At 60.4% G+C, this 16,666-nt stretch carries 14 protein-coding genes; 4 read left to right on the top strand and 10 right to left on the bottom strand.

What is annotated here, in order from left to right:
* Positions 1–102: 102 nt before the first annotated feature.
* On the top strand, positions 103–840 hold the full coding sequence (locus tag NMG70_RS00910; protein WP_254022786.1) for a hypothetical protein: 738 nt from the start codon (positions 103–105) through the stop codon (positions 838–840).
* On the top strand, positions 791–1,567 hold the full coding sequence (locus NMG70_RS00905; RefSeq protein ID WP_254022785.1) for an SGNH hydrolase domain-containing protein: 777 nt from the start codon (positions 791–793) through the stop codon (positions 1,565–1,567). The genes NMG70_RS00910 and NMG70_RS00905 overlap by 50 nt, the downstream gene beginning before the upstream one ends.
* 1,032 nt (positions 1,568–2,599) lie before the next feature.
* On the opposite strand, the gene NMG70_RS00900 is transcribed toward NMG70_RS00905, so the two are convergent.
* The 10 genes from NMG70_RS00900 to NMG70_RS00855 all read right to left on the bottom strand — a co-directional run bounded on the left by NMG70_RS00900 (position 2,600) and on the right by NMG70_RS00855 (position 13,100).
* Positions 2,600–3,487: a universal stress protein gene (locus tag NMG70_RS00900; protein WP_254022784.1), complete on the bottom strand. Its 888-nt coding sequence runs from the start codon at positions 3,485–3,487 to the stop codon at positions 2,600–2,602.
* Positions 3,488–3,585: 98 nt separating this feature from the next.
* Positions 3,586–4,290 carry a response regulator transcription factor gene (locus NMG70_RS00895; RefSeq protein WP_254022783.1) on the bottom strand — a complete coding sequence of 235 codons (705 nt, stop codon included), beginning with the start codon at positions 4,288–4,290 and terminating at the stop codon, positions 3,586–3,588.
* 108 nt (positions 4,291–4,398) lie between these two features.
* On the bottom strand, positions 4,399–4,878 hold the full coding sequence (locus NMG70_RS00890) for a NifX-associated nitrogen fixation protein (RefSeq protein WP_254022782.1): 480 nt from the start codon (positions 4,876–4,878) through the stop codon (positions 4,399–4,401).
* A 17-nt stretch (positions 4,879–4,895) separates the two neighbouring features.
* A complete protein-coding gene (nifX, locus tag NMG70_RS00885) occupies positions 4,896–5,393 on the bottom strand; it encodes a nitrogen fixation protein NifX (protein ID WP_254022839.1) in 498 nt (165 codons plus the stop codon).
* Positions 5,359–6,741, bottom strand: a complete 1,383-nt coding sequence (gene nifN, locus NMG70_RS00880; protein WP_254022781.1) for a nitrogenase iron-molybdenum cofactor biosynthesis protein NifN — start codon at positions 6,739–6,741, stop codon at positions 5,359–5,361. Before nifN ends, nifX begins: the two co-directional genes overlap by 35 nt.
* Entirely contained in the window at positions 6,738–8,240 is a 1,503-nt protein-coding gene (gene nifE / locus NMG70_RS00875; RefSeq protein ID WP_254022780.1) for a nitrogenase iron-molybdenum cofactor biosynthesis protein NifE, read from the bottom strand. Before nifE ends, nifN begins: the two co-directional genes overlap by 4 nt.
* 62 nt (positions 8,241–8,302) lie before the next feature.
* Positions 8,303–9,844 carry a nitrogenase molybdenum-iron protein subunit beta gene (gene nifK / locus NMG70_RS00870; RefSeq protein ID WP_254022779.1) on the bottom strand — a complete coding sequence of 514 codons (1,542 nt, stop codon included), beginning with the start codon at positions 9,842–9,844 and terminating at the stop codon, positions 8,303–8,305.
* A gap of 133 nt (positions 9,845–9,977) precedes the next feature.
* Positions 9,978–11,480, bottom strand: coding sequence for a nitrogenase molybdenum-iron protein alpha chain (gene nifD, locus NMG70_RS00865; protein WP_254022778.1), 1,503 nt, complete (start codon positions 11,478–11,480; stop codon positions 9,978–9,980).
* A gap of 92 nt (positions 11,481–11,572) precedes the next feature.
* The gene (gene nifH, locus NMG70_RS00860) at positions 11,573–12,466 is read right to left on the bottom strand and encodes a nitrogenase iron protein (RefSeq protein WP_065010720.1); all 894 of its coding nucleotides are present in this window, start codon (positions 12,464–12,466) and stop codon (positions 11,573–11,575) included.
* 415 nt (positions 12,467–12,881) lie between these two features.
* On the bottom strand, positions 12,882–13,100 hold the full coding sequence (locus tag NMG70_RS00855) for a hypothetical protein (protein WP_143744573.1): 219 nt from the start codon (positions 13,098–13,100) through the stop codon (positions 12,882–12,884).
* Between NMG70_RS00855 and NMG70_RS00850 the strand changes: the two genes are divergently transcribed.
* Positions 13,099–14,316 (top strand): MFS transporter, encoded by a 1,218-nt coding sequence (locus NMG70_RS00850; protein ID WP_008878166.1) that lies wholly within the window; start codon positions 13,099–13,101, stop codon positions 14,314–14,316. The two genes, NMG70_RS00855 and NMG70_RS00850, sit on opposite strands and share 2 nt — an antisense overlap.
* Before the next feature lie 913 nt (positions 14,317–15,229).
* A partial coding sequence (locus tag NMG70_RS00845) for a hypothetical protein (protein ID WP_436798320.1) occupies positions 15,230–16,666 on the top strand: 1,437 nt, incomplete at its 3' end.

The raw sequence follows: 16,666 nt of genomic DNA, 5'->3' as shown, positions 1-16,666 counted from the left end.
CCCAGCCAAGTGACGAGATCGACACTGATATCGACGACGTGTGGGGCGTGGGCGGATCGACTTATCTCCGTCCGGTTCGATGATCGCGTCTCGGTCAGCGAGATGCCCTCCAACCGCATTCCGTGTTTTGATCGTGCGCATTCGCCCACCTTCAACATGATGCGCCGACTTTCGACCGGGTTGGGTATCCGCGAGGGCGCGGTCACGAATGCGGCGACAGCGTTCTTCTGTGAGCCTGATCATAGGAGGACATCCGTTGATGTGTTCGGAAGAACTCCTGCACCTAACGTGCCAGAAGCAAATTATCATGAAAGCAATGGGGAGCGGGTTTGTGATCCTGTCGGGCATCCGACATTGAGGGAAACCTGGCGCATGATGCGATGGCTGAGACCGTGGGCGTCAATGATCGTTGCGGCGCTGTGGGTCATGTCCATCTACGCTGCTCAGCACTGGCTCCAGAGCGATCCGCCCTTTGTATTCTACATGCTTCCGACACGCGCTTGTGAACTGCTCGCGGGCGGGCTGATCGCGCCGCCTGTGGCTAAGGCAATGAAGCCAAACCAAACGATTGCGGAACTCCTCGCTACCGCGGGTCTGGCGCACATCATCGCTTCACTCTTCCTAATCGATCAGGATACGCCATTTCCTGGCCCTTCCTCCCTGCATTGGAGCGGCGCTGATCATCGCCGTCGGCTTTCACCGCGAAACAATGGTCTCAAGAGCGCTGTCGATCAGGCCTGCCGGCTTCATCGGCCTGACATCCTACTCGCTCTACCTCTGGCACTAGCCGTTGCTGGTCTTTGCTGGCATTTATCGAAATCGCGAATTGCTCGTCTCTGAACGTGTCGCCGTTGTAATGGCCGCGCTGCTCGTGTCTGCGCTCTCATGGCGCTTTATCGAGCGCCCGTTCCGCCGGAGAGCTACAGGTTGGACGTGGCTGGTACCTACCGCCGGCGCAACGGCTGCGGTGTGCTGTCTGTCCCTGGCTATCATCAACAGCTCCGGCTTCCCCAGTCGGGGCCCTGATGGCGGCCCGTCTGTTCAAGCACTTAGAGCGGAAAGGGCCAAGTTCGAAGCATCTCCCTGCCGCGAGCGTGGCGGGCTCATCCCCAAAACGGGCGAATGCCTCCTCGGCTCCGGCAATATCGCTCCGACGATCGTTTTGTGGGGCGATTCTCAGGCTGCCCATCTTGCCCCTTCTTTAAGTGAGGCCGCCCGGACCACAGGCGTGCGCGTCAGACAGATCACAAAAGCAGGATGCGCTCCTTTCCCCAACATGACGATGCTTCCCGCCAGTCCATTCACAGCGGATTGCCCGGCCTTCAATTCGTCCGCGCTCCAATCGGTGCTTGCCGATTGCAACGTCACACTCGTGATCCTGGCAGGCCGCTGGAACACCTACTCGGGGCGCGGAGGCAGCTTCCTTTCGAAGGATGGAAGCTGGCCTTCGCGGGAGGCTTCCAAAGCGAACTTCACGTCCGCCATTAAAGAGACCGCGGCCGCACTCGCGACCCGTGGCATCAAGACCGCCGTGGTTGGACCAGCCCCAGAACCGCCGATGTGCTGACTTGCCTTATCCGTGCGGACTTCATGAATGGCGATGCGCCGTGCTCCACCATGCCGGCCGCGAGGTCTTGGCAGAACAATCAAATCCTCGCGGGATCTGCTGCCACGAACCGTACAAATTCGTCCCATAGTTCCAGCTCTGTGTGGGCATGAAAAGTTGCCCGCTGAAATCAGGTGAAGACGTTCTTCTACCTTGACGCAATCCACCTTTCGCGGGCGAGCCGGCATATCCTCGCCCCCATTTTCGCCAAGGTCATCTCTTCGCCAGCCATGGACCTGGACTAAGGCAGGCTTTCCGGGGCGGTGAGGATCGCGCGCAATGGCCTCGCGCGGGCTAGACCTCAACAAGGACTGCAGCGAAGTATTCGTCATCGTATCTCCCGTCAGTGCACCATTCTGCAGCCAGGATCTTGCCTTATTGATTGGGGTCCAACCGCCAGAGTTATGCGGCTCGACAGCACCGTCACCGCCACACTTATCCATGCCCAATTGCCAGCAGCATTCTGTGGACGCAGTGCGGTATGGTGCGGCCTTCCCGTGCGCGCGAAGAAAGCGCGCGCGGACAACCAATTATGCCCTCGGCTGCCCCAAACCGGTCGAGTCCACCTTCAGCTGCTCGAGCTCACCCGCCTTGAGCTATGTGGTGCACGCAGCGGCGCTATTGCCCCTGACAACGGGGCCAGCCGTGGAACAGTGGCAGGGCATGGACCGCCACGACGGGTGCTGGCGGCGGCAACGGCTCCGAACTCGGGCTGCCGCGCTGACACGCCTCTCTTTCTGGACTTACGCCAACCTACGAAGCCGTGCTTTGATTGCGTCGAGCAGCGTACCTGCGGGCCCTTGGTCTCCGCGCCGAATCATCTCCGGCGAGCAGAACCCCAGCAGCAACTGAAGAAGTGGGGGCATATTCCCGGCCGCGCCGCGTGCAGATTGGCTCCGAGGAGCTTCACGCCGTCGCGATGTTTCTCCCGATGGCATCAGGTCACCCAGGGGAGCAAAGCTTTGGACGGCATGGGTGCAACTCCGGAACGAGTCAGCGCGCCAAAAACAGCGGCAATGTCGGCTTCTCAAAGATCCATCTCGGCACACCGCCAAAGAGCCGCTCACGCAGCCGACGGCTGCCATAAGCGCCCATGACTATCATGTCGGCAGACGTCTCGATTGCGTGCTGCGCAAGCACCGTGGCCGTCGGTTTGCCAGCACTTGGCAACAGGTCAACCGACACCCGAGCACCGTGCCGAGTGAGATAGGCGGCGATGTCGGCTCCAGGCTCCGCGCCGTTCCCGTTATAGTTCGCCTTCGGGTCGACCAGGGCAACACGAACTTCCTCAGCAGCGCATAAGACACCCAGCGCTTCCCGAACCGCACGGGACGCCTCGACTCGCGAATCCCAACCGACCAGGACGCGCCGTGGCCACAGGGTCGCCTTAGTGCCCTTCGGCACAACGAGCACCGGCCTTCCCGTATCGAACAAGCAGCCGTTGACAACAAGAGGTCCGAGATTCTCGTCATTGAGGAGACACGGTCCGATGATCGTGAGGTCTGCGCAGAGCACTCGCTGTCGTGCTACTTCACCGAGGCTGGCCGGATCGCAATAATCGGTGTCAACGTCATAGGAAAGGCACATCGCTCTTAACAGTCTTTGGATATCTTTGGAGCGCTTTTCCAGTCTTGCCACGTTCTGTGTAAATCGATCGATTTGCCGAAACCGATCGTTCAATCTGGCAATTGCCTGTCCACGTCCTCCAGGCCACTCGGGGGCACCATCTCCGATCGACGGATATGACATAAGGAGCATTGGAGGCGGTATAATCAGTACGGAAAGGTGGGCGCCGACTTCGGCACACAAGCCGGCGGCAGTTCTGACGTCCTGATCGGAATTGTCAGCGCCGGTCACACAGAGTACGCTTTTAAAAGCCATTTGCCTGCTTCTCCTGAGTATTCGTTTAGGGGCGTTTCAGGCCGCAAGACCGGCTCACCGCGCGAGGGAGGGGAGTGGCACCACACCCGGCACTTGATTCAGTCGTCCGGCTTCTCGAGCGAGTAGCCGGCCGACCTGACGGTGCGAATGACGCTGCCGGGCGAAGCCGTTTTCAGGGCTTTTCTGATCCGGCTGATATGGACATCGACGGTGCGTGCACCGACATGGATGTTGGGCGGCCAGGCCGCGCCGATAAGTTCGTCCCGGCTGAAGACCTTCCCGGGAGCTTCAATCATAAGCCGCAGCACATTGAACTCGATGGGTCCGAGGTGGATGTCGTGGCCATTGCCGCGAACCCGGTGGGCGTCGAGCTTCATCTCGAGGCCGCCACAAGAGAGCCAGCCGCCGTTTTCAAGACCATTTGCGCCCCGCTTGGTCAGCGCCAGCCTCTCGCGTAGACAGTCGAGCAGCTTGGCCGGGGCGATCGGCCGCACAAAGCTCTCGTCAATGCCAGCCTTTAGGAGATCGAGGTGCTGGTTCTCGGCGCCGGGCGCGATCAGGGCAATAATCGGCAGCCCGCCGGTCCGGGGCTCGCGCTTGAGCCGGGCGCAGATTGCAGACCCGGTTATGCTCGTTGGCCCGCAGTCCAGCACCACGGCCTTGAATTCCCGTTCGTCGGCCAATGCAAGCGCTTCCTTGGCGCCGCCTGCCGGCTCACTGGCGAAGCCGTCCACCTCCAGTATGTGGCTCAGGAACAGATAGAACTCGGTATCATGCGAACAGATCAGGACAAGTGGCTTCATCGGCGCTACCTCAAGAGCCCCATCGGCCCGGACCGCGTCGGCTGCGGAGGCTGGCCATCGCGGCTGCTCAAGACTTGTCATGACCCCTTCGCTCGACACCTGCTCCCATCACGCGCGCGCTACCTCGGGATAGGTTTCGATGGCTGCGATTGCGTCTCCGACCAGTTTCGTGCCGGCCTCGGCGAGCTTCCGGAACGTCTCGAAGCCGAACCGGTGGACGTCGCGCAGCGACTTCGAGAGAGCGACCAACCGCCCGGCCGTGAAAAGCACGCGCCCAAAGCCTTCATGGCTCAGCTCCATCATCGGCGATGCCATCAGGCCGCAGCACTCCTCGATCGCAAGCCCAACGGCGGTGTAAAACATGTCAAGCCTCCACAGCACGTCCGGATCGGGATCGCCGATGATCGGGATTGCACGGCGCTGTTCCTTAGTGATGATGAAGGCGGCCAGCAGCTCGGTGTCCGCTTTGCCTTCCCAAGTCCCGTAGGAGTCCTGAGCACGGATTAGCCGCACGAGGCATTTGAGAAACGGAGTGGCAAGCGCCATCTCGTCCTCGGCGACAGCAGGGCTAACGGCAGGGTCGGACATTTCGCCTTCTCCTCATTTCAGTCGTCTTCCTCGAAGGACGGTTTCTTTTCCGCGACACCTGCCTCAGCCAGCACCTTGCGCAGCCACGGGGGAGGACACGTCCTGAGCATCATCTGCGTACGCAACAGCACCTCTTGGATACTCTGAGGCTGCCGCACCTTGATCGGATGGATCTTTGCCGAAACCAGCTTGGCTGCCGAAGGTCCGCCGATCGCCAGACAAAACAGGAGGTGGCAGCCCTTCAGCGCTTCCACCTTCGGTGCGATGCGGTCATCCCCCTCGGTCCGATGTTTCCCCCTTTCGTCGGAGACGTCGTCGAAGGCAACGGCTTCCACGAGGTTCCATTCCTCGCGCGTCACATCGTAGATGACAAAGCGCTTGGCGGACCCGAAATGTGCATTGAGCTCCTTCATGTCTTGGGTTGCGATTGCCACGCGCAAAGCGCCTGCTTGTCGTTCACGCATCGGACCTTGAACCTCGTCAGTGACGAGTGAGAGGCGACGAACGGGGCCCACCTGGCGTTTCCCGCTTGCGGAATGGATCAAGTTCCTCAGGCGTCGGCGCATGCCGGTCGGCTTGGAACATGTTGGCAACCTCGAAAACCAGATCACGGGTCCCTTGATAGAGGATTGAGAGCTTGTGCTGGCTGCCGAGCCGGTCGAAGACGGGGAAGCCGACGCGCATGAGCGGAACGCCAAGGCGCTGCGACGCCTGGCGTCCATGTGAATGGGTGACCAGAAGATCAGCGCCGCCGGCAAGCGTTTCCAAATCGCCGAGATCGCCGATCTGAATCGACTCCGCCGGTACCTTTTCCAGAATTTCCGACATATCGGTCGTCGTGACCGCCGCCGCGATTTCGGAGCCCATGTCCACGAAGAAGGTTGCGTATTGGTAGAGTTGGTCTGGTTCAGCAGCGATCGCAATTTTCTTGCCTCCGAAATGGAAATGTCCGTCGAGCAACGCATCCTGCAATTGCGCCCGCCGACGGCACACGCCTGCCGGCACAGGCTCGCCAGAAATCGTGGACAGCAGGGAAACGAACTGATCGGCGCGCTTCAATCCGGTCAGTGACTCGAACAGCACGTAAGGGACGCCGCTCACCTTGTGCAGCACCTCGGCCGGCCGGCGCATATGCTCGCCGATGGCGATGCAGTGCTCGGCCGCGCCGAACTCACGGATGTCCTCGACGCTCGTACCGCCATAGGTGGTCGGAACCCAGTGGTCTGGTACAGTACCGTCAAGCGAGCCTGAGAGGTCCGGCAAAATCACCGGCTGCAGCCCAAAGCTTTCAACCATCTCGCGCAAATGCTCGATGTCAGCCACAGTAAGGTTCCAGCCGGGCAGGATTGCGATCTTCTTTGACTGGCGCGCCCGCTCGCCAGGCCGCGTAATGCCTTCAATCATCGCGGTGACAGCCTTGGCCCAGCCCTCTTCGAGGGCGCCGCTGAAATCCGGCGTGTTGGCCAGCACGATCTCCGTACCCGCGAGTTCTTCCGCCCGTTTCAGCCTGATGTCGGCGATGTCGCCTGCGGAATCTTCGCCACGGGTTTCCACCAGCGCCGTCGTGCAGACCCCGATCAGCTTTGGCTTCGTGCGAGTCTTGAGATTGAGGATCGCCTCTTCCAGATTGTCTGACCCGCCGAGGATGGTTGTCACTTCATCCATTGCGGTTGTTTGTAGGGGAATCGTTTCCTTGAAATGCCGCACGAAGAGCACGAGCGCGAAGCTGGTGCAGCCTTGGGTGCCGTGGAACAGCGGCACTGCGCCGTCGATCCCGAGAAAGGCCAAGGCGGCGCCCAGCGGCTGTGACGATTTCAGTGGATTGACCGAGGCTGATTTGGTCTGGGCAAGGATTCGGGTCATCGTATTTTCTCAACACTCGCCGAAATCGTCGGAGTCGTGCCGGCGAATTCCTGGGCAGCGTGCACTGTCGCGGTCTCGTTCTTCGCGCTCGCCTGTTCGTCCTTCACACCAGGCTGGCAATCCCACGGGGCCCGCTCCCGCACCTGGGACCAGATCGGGTTGTGAATGGCGAGGTCGATCTGGCGTACGAGTTCCGCCATGCCGTCATAGCCGGCGTATGGGTGTTGGCGCTCCTGGTTGATGTCGAGCCAGGGCGTCTTGGCCTTGAGCGCGACGAATTGCGTGCGCCCGCCCGACAGCATGATATCGGCCTGGCCTTCTGAGAGCATGGTGTAAAGGTCGCGCGCTGACATCTGCTCAAACATTTGGTTGTCGTCCTTGAGGATCTGTTTGATGCGCTCCTTGTCTTCAACTGTGGATTTCTTGACCGAGGTGCCGACGATCTCCATGCCGATCTCCATCAGCGCATGGACGACCGACCAGGACTTCACACCACCCGTGTTGAGCAGCACACGCTTGCCTTGGAGCCGCCGCCGGTAGGCTTCGAGCTTCTTCGATGCACCCGCCTCCTGATCGGCGATCAGCGTCTCTGTGCGGCCTAGGATCTCCGGATCGGCGCCCTTCCTCACCAGCAGCCTAGCCATGTCGCGGAGTGCTTGCGACGTGTCGGAGATGCCGTAGAAGGAGCCCTCGAAGAAAGGGATGTCCCAGCGCTCGTCCATCTTGCGTGCCAGATTGATGAGGGCCGTCGAGCACACCACCATAGCCGCCCGGGCGCGGTGCGCGGAAGCAACGTCGATATAGCGCGCGTCGCCCGGAATGCAGGCGCGTACCCGGATCCCGAGCCGATCAAGGAGCGGCTTTATCAGCCAGAATTCGCCGGAAAGGTTGAATTCACCAAGGATGTTGATGTCGTACGGCCCGGCGTCGTCGGGTTCCACCGTGCCGATGACATGATCGAGCAGCGCCTCGGCGGCGAGCTTGTTGCCGAGGTTCTTGGAGCCGGCCAAGCCCGGCGCATTGATCGGAACCACGGCCAAGCCGAATTTTTCGGCGGCGCGTTTACAGACGGCCTCGATATCATCGCCCATGAGCGCCGTCACGCAGGTGGAATAGACAAAGACTGCCGGCGGCGCATAAGCTTCCTTGATTTCGCGAATCGCCTTGAAGAGCTTCCGCTCGCCCTGCCCCATCACCACCTCGAGTTCGGTAAGGTCGGTCGTGAAGCTTGTGCGCCATAAGCTTGGCCCGGACGAAGCTGCACCGCGGTTGTCCCAGGAATTGCCCTCGCAGGCGAGCGGAGCATGGACCAGGTGCGCAACGTCAGTGATCGGCTGCAGGACGATCTTGGCCCCGTCAAACGCGCAACCGCCCGCCGCCGCTCCTGGCGTCAGCGGGCTTGCGCAGCCCTCCTTGCGCGCCTTGGCATCCTTGCCACGGTTCTTGTCGCACGCGGGCTCGTCGAAAACGTCCTGGATCTTGGCACTGAGCGAGTTCATCGTGTCAGTTCCCAAAGCCAATTCGGCAACGAACCGCCTGAGCGAAAAGCTGGCCGTGTCTTCTAGCGGGTGAGGTCATAGGAATAGTCCGTCACGCCCGTCTGGCTCGTCTCGCGATCGAGCTTGTCGAAGATCTTATCGAGGATCGTCGTCAGCACGCGTAATCCGCCCTGGTAGCCCATGAGCGCAAAGCGATGGTGGTGGTGCCGGTCGAAGATCGGAAACGTGAGCCGAATCAGCGGCGTGCCGGTGTCGCGCTCCAGATACTTGCCATAGGAATTGCCGATCAGCAGGTCCACTGGCTCGGTGAAGAGCAGCGACCGCATAGCCCAAAGGTCCTTGCCCGCCCAGACCTGAGCGTCCTTGCCGAAGGGCGAGGATGCAAGCAGTTCCTTCAACTCGGCTTCCCACGCCGAGGTGCCGTTGGTGGCGAGGCAATGTGTCGGCTCGCCGCCCGTTTCCATGACGAAGCGGGCCATGGCGTACACGAAGTCCGGGTCGCCGTAGATCGCGTATTTCTTGCCGTGCAGCCAGGACTGACTGTCCGCCATGGCATCAATCAGTCGGCCGCGCTCCAGCCGGATCGCCTCGGGGATTTCCTTGCCGGAAATCGCGGAGACCTTCATCAGCAACTCGTCCGTCGCCTGGACGCCGAGCGGATAGTGGAATGAAGCCGTGGCCTGCCCAACTTGCCCGCAATAGTCCAGCGTTTTGCGGGTGTTGTAGTGCTGGAGCGAAAGCGTTGCCTCGGCGTCGAGTGCCCCCCTCACCTCTTCGATCTTCGTGCCGCCGTCGTACATCCGGTATTCCCCATCCGATGGGGTGTCGAACTGGTCAGACGCGTCCTGGATGAAGGTGTAGGACACACCCATCATATCGAGCAGGCGTTTGAGTTCCCTGTTGTTGCCAACGCAGAAACCGTCGAAGCCCGGAATGACGTTGATGCTTCCCTTGGTTTCCGTGCGCTGCTGGCCTTTCCAGAAGTGCTCCAGAATACCCTTGAGCATGCCGTCATAGCCGTCGATATGGCTACCGACGAAGGCTGGCGTGTGGGCAAAGGGCACGTCAAAGTCGCGCGGGACCGAGTTTTCGTCTTTGGCGTTCTGGATGAAGCTGTGCAGGTCGTCGCCTATGACCTCGGCCATACATGTCGTCGACACTGCGATCATCTTGGGGTCGTAAAGTTGGTAGGTGTTGGCGAGCCCGTCGACCAGGTTCTTCAGGCCGCCGAACACTGCCGCGTCCTCGGTCATCGAGGAGGAAACCGCCGAAGCAGGTTCCTTGAAATGGCGCGACAGGTGCGAGCGGTAATAGGCCACGCAGCCCTGGCTGCCGTGTACGAAGGACATGGTCCGCTCGAAGCCCGCGGCCGCGAACACCGCGCCCAGCGGCTGGCAGGCCTTGGCGGGATTTATCACAAGCGCTTCCCGGGCGAGGTTCTTTTCGCGGTATTCCCAGGTCTTGGTAAATTCGCCTTGATCGGTAACGATCTGATCCGGGTGCGGACATTCGAAATGTAGCTTCTTCTCGGCGAGCATTTGCCTGTATTCCGGCTCACGGAACAGGGGAGCGTGGTCGAGAATCTTTTCGGCCGACTGCGGCATTGGTATTCCTCTTTTTAATCTGGCCGCGCCATCCGGCAGCTCAGATAGGTCGGGACGTCTCCGGTAATCCCGAGGCTCACAAGCTCCCGGGGTTCGTGGTCTCTCTGGGGAGACCGGGCCAAGGACTGGGCGTCTATTCGGCAGCTATCGCCCGGCCACTGGGCGGGCGTTCTTTCCAAGGGGCCTGGTAGAGATCCCAGACCGGATTGTTGATGGCAAGATCCACGTCACGCGCGAAAATGGCAAAGCCGTCATAGCCGTGATAAGGTCCCGAATAGTCCCAGGAGTGCATCTGACGGAACGGAATGCCCATCTTCTGCACCGGGTATTTTTCTTTGATGCCGGAGCCCACGAGGTTGGGGCGAACTCCCTCGATGAACTTCTCCAACTCGTAGCCGGTAACGTCGTCATAGATCAGCGTGCCGTTCTTTACGTAGTGACCGGTGCGCTGATAGTCATCGTTGTGGCCGAACTCGTAGCCGGTGCCGACAATGACCATGCCGAGGTCCTCGTAAGCTGTGATGACGTGGCGGGGGCGCAGGCCACCGACGTAGAGCATGACGGTATTTCCTTCGAGGCGCGGCCGGTACTTGGAGATGACGGCGTCAACAAGCGGTCTGTACTTGGCGATGACCTTCTCGGTTTTCTCCTCGATTTCCGGCCCGAAATGCTTGGCTATATTGCGCAGAGAGGTCTCGATCTGGGACGGTCCGAAGAAATTGTACTCCATCCAGGCGACGCCATACTTTTCCTCCATATGCCGGCAGATGTAGTTCATCGAGCGGTAGCAGTGGATGAGATTGAGCTTGGCCTTTGGCGCGCGCTCAATCTCGGCCAGTGTTGCGTCGCCCGACCAGTTGCCGACCACGCGCAGTCCTATCTCCTCAAGCAAGATGCGCGAGGCCCAGGCGTCGCCGCCAATATTGTAGTCGCCGATCACGTTGACGTCGTAAGCACCGGCCTCGAACTCGACGTCCTTCTTGTCGAAGACCCAGTCGCGGATCGCGTCATTGGCGATGTGGTGGCCGAGTGATTGCGAGACGCCGCGGAACCCCTCGCAGCGCACCGGCACGATGGTCTTTCCGTACTCCTTGGCCTTTTTGCGAGAAACTGCCTCGGTGTCATCACCAATGAGACCGATCGGGCATTCGGATTGCACGGTGATGCCGTTGTTCAGCGGAAACAGCATCTCGATCTCGTCGATGATCTGTTCCAGTTTCTTGTCACCGCCGAAGACAATGTCTTTCTCCTGGAAATCGGAGGTGAACTGCATTGTCCCGAAAGTGTCGATGCCCGTTGTGCCCACATAGTAATTGCGTCGCTGTGACCAGGAATATTGGCCGCAACCGACGGGGCCGTGCGAGATATGGACCATATCCTTGACTGGACCCCAGACCACGCCCTTTGAGCCGGCATAGGCGCAGCCGCGGATTGTCATGACCCCGGGGATGGACTTGATGTTCGATTTGACGTCGCATTCGGAAAGGATCTCACTTTCCCCGCCAGCCTCATCCCCGCTCTTTGCAATGCTGAGGTGTTTCTTGCGGCGCTTCGCCGCCTTATCGGGATATTGCGATAGCACCTCCTCGATAAGCTTCGCATGGAGAGCACCATCATTCTCGTATTCCAGGCTCATGGGACCCCTTTCAAGGTGTCTGATGACGCCTCACCGATGAGGCGCCGTTCTCTGCAAGGCGCCCCAACTCGAGAGGCGACCAATATCGGTCGTTACTGGGCGGCCGCCTTGGCCGCTTCCTTGGCCTGAAGCTCGGCAAGCATCTGCTCGTCGGTTTTCATGATGCCGAAGTCGAGCAGCATGTCCTCGAGCTCCTCCATGGTGATCGGCGTCGGGATGGTGCCCTGGCCAGAATTGGCATGTATCTTCTCGGCCAGCGCGCGGTACTCTCCGGCCTGCTTGGAATCCGGCGCATACTGGATGACTGACATCTTCCTGAGCTCGGCGTGCTGGACGATATTGTCGCGCGGCACGAAATGGATGAGCTTGGAATTGAGTCTGGAAGCCAGGGCTTCAGCGAGGTCGAGCTCACGGTCGGTTTGACGTTCGTTGCAGATCAGGCCTCCGAGCCGAACGCCCCCCGAATGGGCATATTTCAGGATGCCCTTGGCGATGTTGTTGGCCGCATAGAGCGCCATCATCTCCCCGGACATAACGATGTAGATTTCCTGCGCCTTGCCCTCGCGTATCGGCATCGCGAAACCGCCGCAAACCACGTCGCCGAGCACGTCGTAGGAGACATAGTCGACATCGTCGTAGGCGCCGTTCTCTTCGAGGAAGTTGATTGAAGTGATGACGCCTCGGCCGGCGCAGCCAACACCCGGCTCCGGGCCGCCGGATTCCACGCATTTGATGCCTCTGTAGCCAATCTTGAGCACGTCCTGCAGCTCGAGATCTTCCACCGAACCTTCCTGTGCCGCGAGATGCAGGACTGTATCCTGAGCCTTCGAGTTCAGGATCAGGCGGGTGGAGTCGGCTTTGGGGTCGCAGCCGACGATGAGGATTCTCTGTCCGAGGTCGACAAGGGCGGCGAGCGTGTTTTGGGAGGTGGTGGACTTGCCGATGCCGCCCTTTCCGTAAAAGGCGATCTGACGCAGACCTGACATTATAGATTTCCTTCCTTCGTTCCATCCGTCGCGGCTGGCCGCATTATGAATGCCGATGGGCAGCTTTTGCAGCCTCACACCGAAAGGGTCTCAAGACTCGTGCCAAGTAGACTGGCTCATAACCAACAGGGATTTTTTCGTTTGTGTCCCGCGATTTAGCCTGAGCTCCAACGAGTGTTTGCTGCCAAACAAGTGATTGTCGGAACAAGCCCTGTAGCGGACCCGACAATGCCCGACACAAGGCGTCAGCTTCGAGACCGCTAGGGAGGAAGCTGGGCCTTCGAGCTAGAGCCGACTTTTGGCTGCATACAGGCGGCGGCAAAGCGACCGGCCGCGTGCCCCGCTGCGGGACATCAGATGTCCGTGCTTGGTAGCTGGTTGCGCCTGGCTGGTTCGAGACTGGCCCGCGAAGTCGTCATGGAACATGCCTGATGCGACGCCTTCCGACGATCACATCCTTGTCCGGCTGGGACAAACCGGCACTGATATTGCACGCGGTGCTTTCACAACATGTCGGGCAGCGATGAACATTCCCTTCGTGCGACGCAGCCGGCAACGGCGTGCTCCTGGCATGAATGCGGGTCAATGCAGCCAACCCATGTTGCAGTGCACCCGAGCTGGCGAGCTTATTCATGACCGACTCCGCGACAAGCTTCATGGAGACTTTTCTGCACGGCCCAGAAAAGCCGGATCAACGGTCTCGTCCCGCATGGGGCGCGGTCATATCGCTTGCCCTGGGCACCTTCGGGCTGGTGGCGGCAGAGCTTTTGCCTGCCAGTGTGCTGACGCCGCTCGCGCATGATCTGCATGTCACAGAGGGTGCGGCTGGACAGACGATGACAGCGACGGCGATTGCCGCGGCAATCTCTGCGCCGACGGTCGCCTTCATAACAAAGCGCCTGGACCGTAGGATCGTCCTGTGGGCGATGATGCTGCTTCAGATCCTGTCCAACCTTCTGGCTGAGCTCGCGTGGTCGCTGCCGGTTTTCCTGGCGGCACGGGTCGTGCTCGGCATTGCGCTTGGAGGCTTCTGGTCGATTTCGGCATCGCTGGCGATGCGGCTCGTTCCAAATCACCTCCTGCCGCGCGCCATGTCAATCATCCTCACCGGCGTTTCGGTCGCTATCGTTTGCACGCCTCCAATCGGCGCCTATGTCGGCGACATCTGGGGATGGCGAGCCACCTTCGTGATCGCCGCAGCCGTCAATGCCGTTACACTGCTGGTGCAACTCGTAACCATTCCGACGTTGCCGCCGGTTGAAATGGCTGGATTCCGCGGTCTGCTGAATGTGATCAAGAAGCCAACCATCAAGGTTGCGCTTTTGGTCGTACTGCTGGTCGCTTCTGGGCACTTCGCCAGCTTCACCTATGTCCGGGTTTACCTCGAGAAGATTTCCGCGCTCCATATCGAGACGATCTCGCTGCTGTTGCTCGTTTCTGGCGTATGCGGCTTCTTCGGCAATTTAGCCGGCGCATTCCTGGCGAAACACAGCCTCAAGGCAGTCGCGGCGCTGCCGCCCCTGCTCATGGCGATAGCCGCTGTCTCGTTGCTGATGCCTGGGGCATCGGCCTCCGCCTCGGCCATTGCGGTTGCTGTATGGAGCTTTGGCTTCGGTGCGGTGCCGGTGGGGGTACAGACTTGGATGGTGCTGCGCGCCGTTCCCGAGCAGGCCGAAAGCGCCGGTGTGCTGATGACCTCAACGTTCCAAATTGCCATCGCAGCCGGCGCGATCTTCGGCGGACTGCTAGTGAATAATGCCGGCGTGGCCAGTGTGTTTGCCTACAGCGCAGTAGCCACGTTCCTCGCAGCCCTGACAGTGTTCTTGCTCGGACCGAAGCGCGAACCCTAGACCGCCTGACACAGGCCAGTGCAACACGGGGAAAGATGCAATCGCATCAGCCGCGCGGCGCGATCCTGCCACGACTACTTTGTCGGTTCAGGGCTTCGTCTCGCCTATCGGATAGGCCGCGTGGAGTTCGCGGCTACTGCCTCCGCTTGGGACCCGACCAGTGCCGGGCGCCTCGCCTCGCCGGCTTCACCGTTCGCGGCTACAGGAAGTGCATCAGCGTTCGCCCGGGCGAAGTTGGTCAGGGTATCAGGGAGAAGTTCCTCGTCAGTTAGTCGTCAGCCAAGCGGTCTATTAGACCTGCCGCGCCTGACCAGCCTGAACCCATAGGAGTGCTGATACATACACTGAGGACAGCATGTGCGGCGTGATTCGATCGAGTACGAGTCCCGACCGATTTTGGTTGCTGCTGAGCAGTACTGGGTCACGTCGTCGGTCTGGGCTGGCCGTGACGATTGACGAAATCATGCCGCTGGTTCTCAGAGGTCATGCCACCTGTCATCTAGGCGATTGCACTTACCCCGCCAAAGCCCTGATGCACTACGGCTGAGTGACATCAGCCCCAATCCATAGGCAGCGCGTTCTCGCCTATATCGGAGATGAATAAATGACGGGCATTGGCCGATCTGGAAAATCGCGCATTGGGGATGCTGGAGCCGGATCGAGCAGTTCGCGCTCGCAATCAAGTCTTGCCTCGGGGGAAGGCAGCCAATCGTTCGGTTCCGTCCTGGAGCGGATGCGCTCAGAGCCTCAAGGTAAAGGTTCACCCTCGGCTGGCGTTGCGCGCGGTGCCCATGATGAGCTTGGCGGCAGATCCTCCGGCCCCTCCGTTCTCCCACATCGAATCCCGGCTGCTGCGCCACGTGCGCCCGCCGGGCCACGTGCAGCCAGTCCGCGGCGGCGTAGTGTTCCCTCAATGTCGGAGGGTGAAGCCCTGGCGCCGGTGGCCAGCCAGCCGTCAACTTCGGCTGTGGCAGTCCCTATTTCCTCGTCAGGCGAAGAGATCAACGAGGCAAGGCGACGAATCGACGTGCTGGTTGAGGAACTCGAGACTTCCGAGAAAGAGGGCCTGCGAAATCCAAAATCGTTGGAGAACGCGCAAGACCAGATCGATCGAACCGTCAATGCGGGCGCAAAAGTTTTGCACTACTACGCGAGTCTGCCCCCGCATGTGGCGCGCAGCATTCTGTCCGACGCTCTGGTGCGTCAGTTCCGCGGCGACGTGATCTGTCGGGCGGACAATGGCAACATGGTGGCCGAAAAGATCTTCAAGAAGGAGGAAGCGGACCGGAAGCGGGTGGCCGGCATTTTCCACAACTTGGTCCAATCCAATGCCACCCTCGACCAGCTGAGCCGATCGGCTCCCAGTGCGGCGAAGTATCACGTGGCCCGCATGGAGTATTGGGACAAGAAAGTACAGCGCTACGAATTGATGCGGTCCGTCTGCGCCGCGACTGCCAACTTACCAAGCTCAACAGCCGAGATGCGGCAGGAAGAAGAGGCCGCGCTGCGGCTGCACTCCGGCTGGGTTGTCAATTCAAAGGTAATGCAGCTGCAATCGCGGATCAATCTCGCACAGGTCAACATGGCCCCCCAGGCGATCATGTTCGAAGCACCCATCAGGGAACTCCTCGTCGGTGAGAACGGGCAAACGCGTCTGCTGGATAACTTCATCGGCGACGTTTTTCCGGCATTCGTCTCGACGGGCGACGCTGTAATGAACAACAAAGGGCGCCCGCTCGACGCAGAGCACTGCGCCGTTCTGGAAGGAGTTGTGGAGCGGCTTTCGGAATTTGCGTCGGCCTCGCACTCCGTGGTTGCCAAGCTAAGGGACCACCAAACAGGTGCCGGCCTCCCCTTGGAACTGTTGATCCAGATCGTAGACGGCGCCTGGATCACTGCGGACGAGGTCATCCAGCTCCTCGAACTGCAGCCGAAGCCGCCAGCCATTGCGCTGCCGGCCGATGCTGGTGCTGCGATACCAGCCGAAACTGCCGGCAAGACTACAGTGGCCGGAAGCACCACAGCGCCCAGAAAAAAAGGAAAAGGCAAGAGCAAGCGGGCCGCTAGCGCCGGTAGTTTGGCCGCGCAGCGGCCGGAAACGCAAGTCGTTGCGGCCGTCAGCGACCCTGCGCCAGAAGCCAAGGTTCTCGTGCGCTCGGATTTAGGCACGAAGAAGCTCGTGAGCGCGAGCGAGGCGCATGCGAGTGCGTCGGCGACGGCACACTTGGAGATCCGGCAAACGCCGGTATCGGTGGAGGCCCTGAAGCAACAACTCACACTGGCGGACAAACTTTTGCAGTTCGATCTGCCTGGTCAGCAAAGAACCGTCTCGCAAGCGCGCCAGATGAAG

The sequence above is a fragment of the Mesorhizobium ventifaucium genome, assembly GCF_935822925.1.
Taxonomy (GTDB): Bacteria; Pseudomonadota; Alphaproteobacteria; order Rhizobiales; family Rhizobiaceae; genus Mesorhizobium; species Mesorhizobium ventifaucium.
The sequence above is the reverse complement of the archived record's forward strand: the minus strand, read 5'-3'. Positions and strand labels throughout refer to the sequence as shown.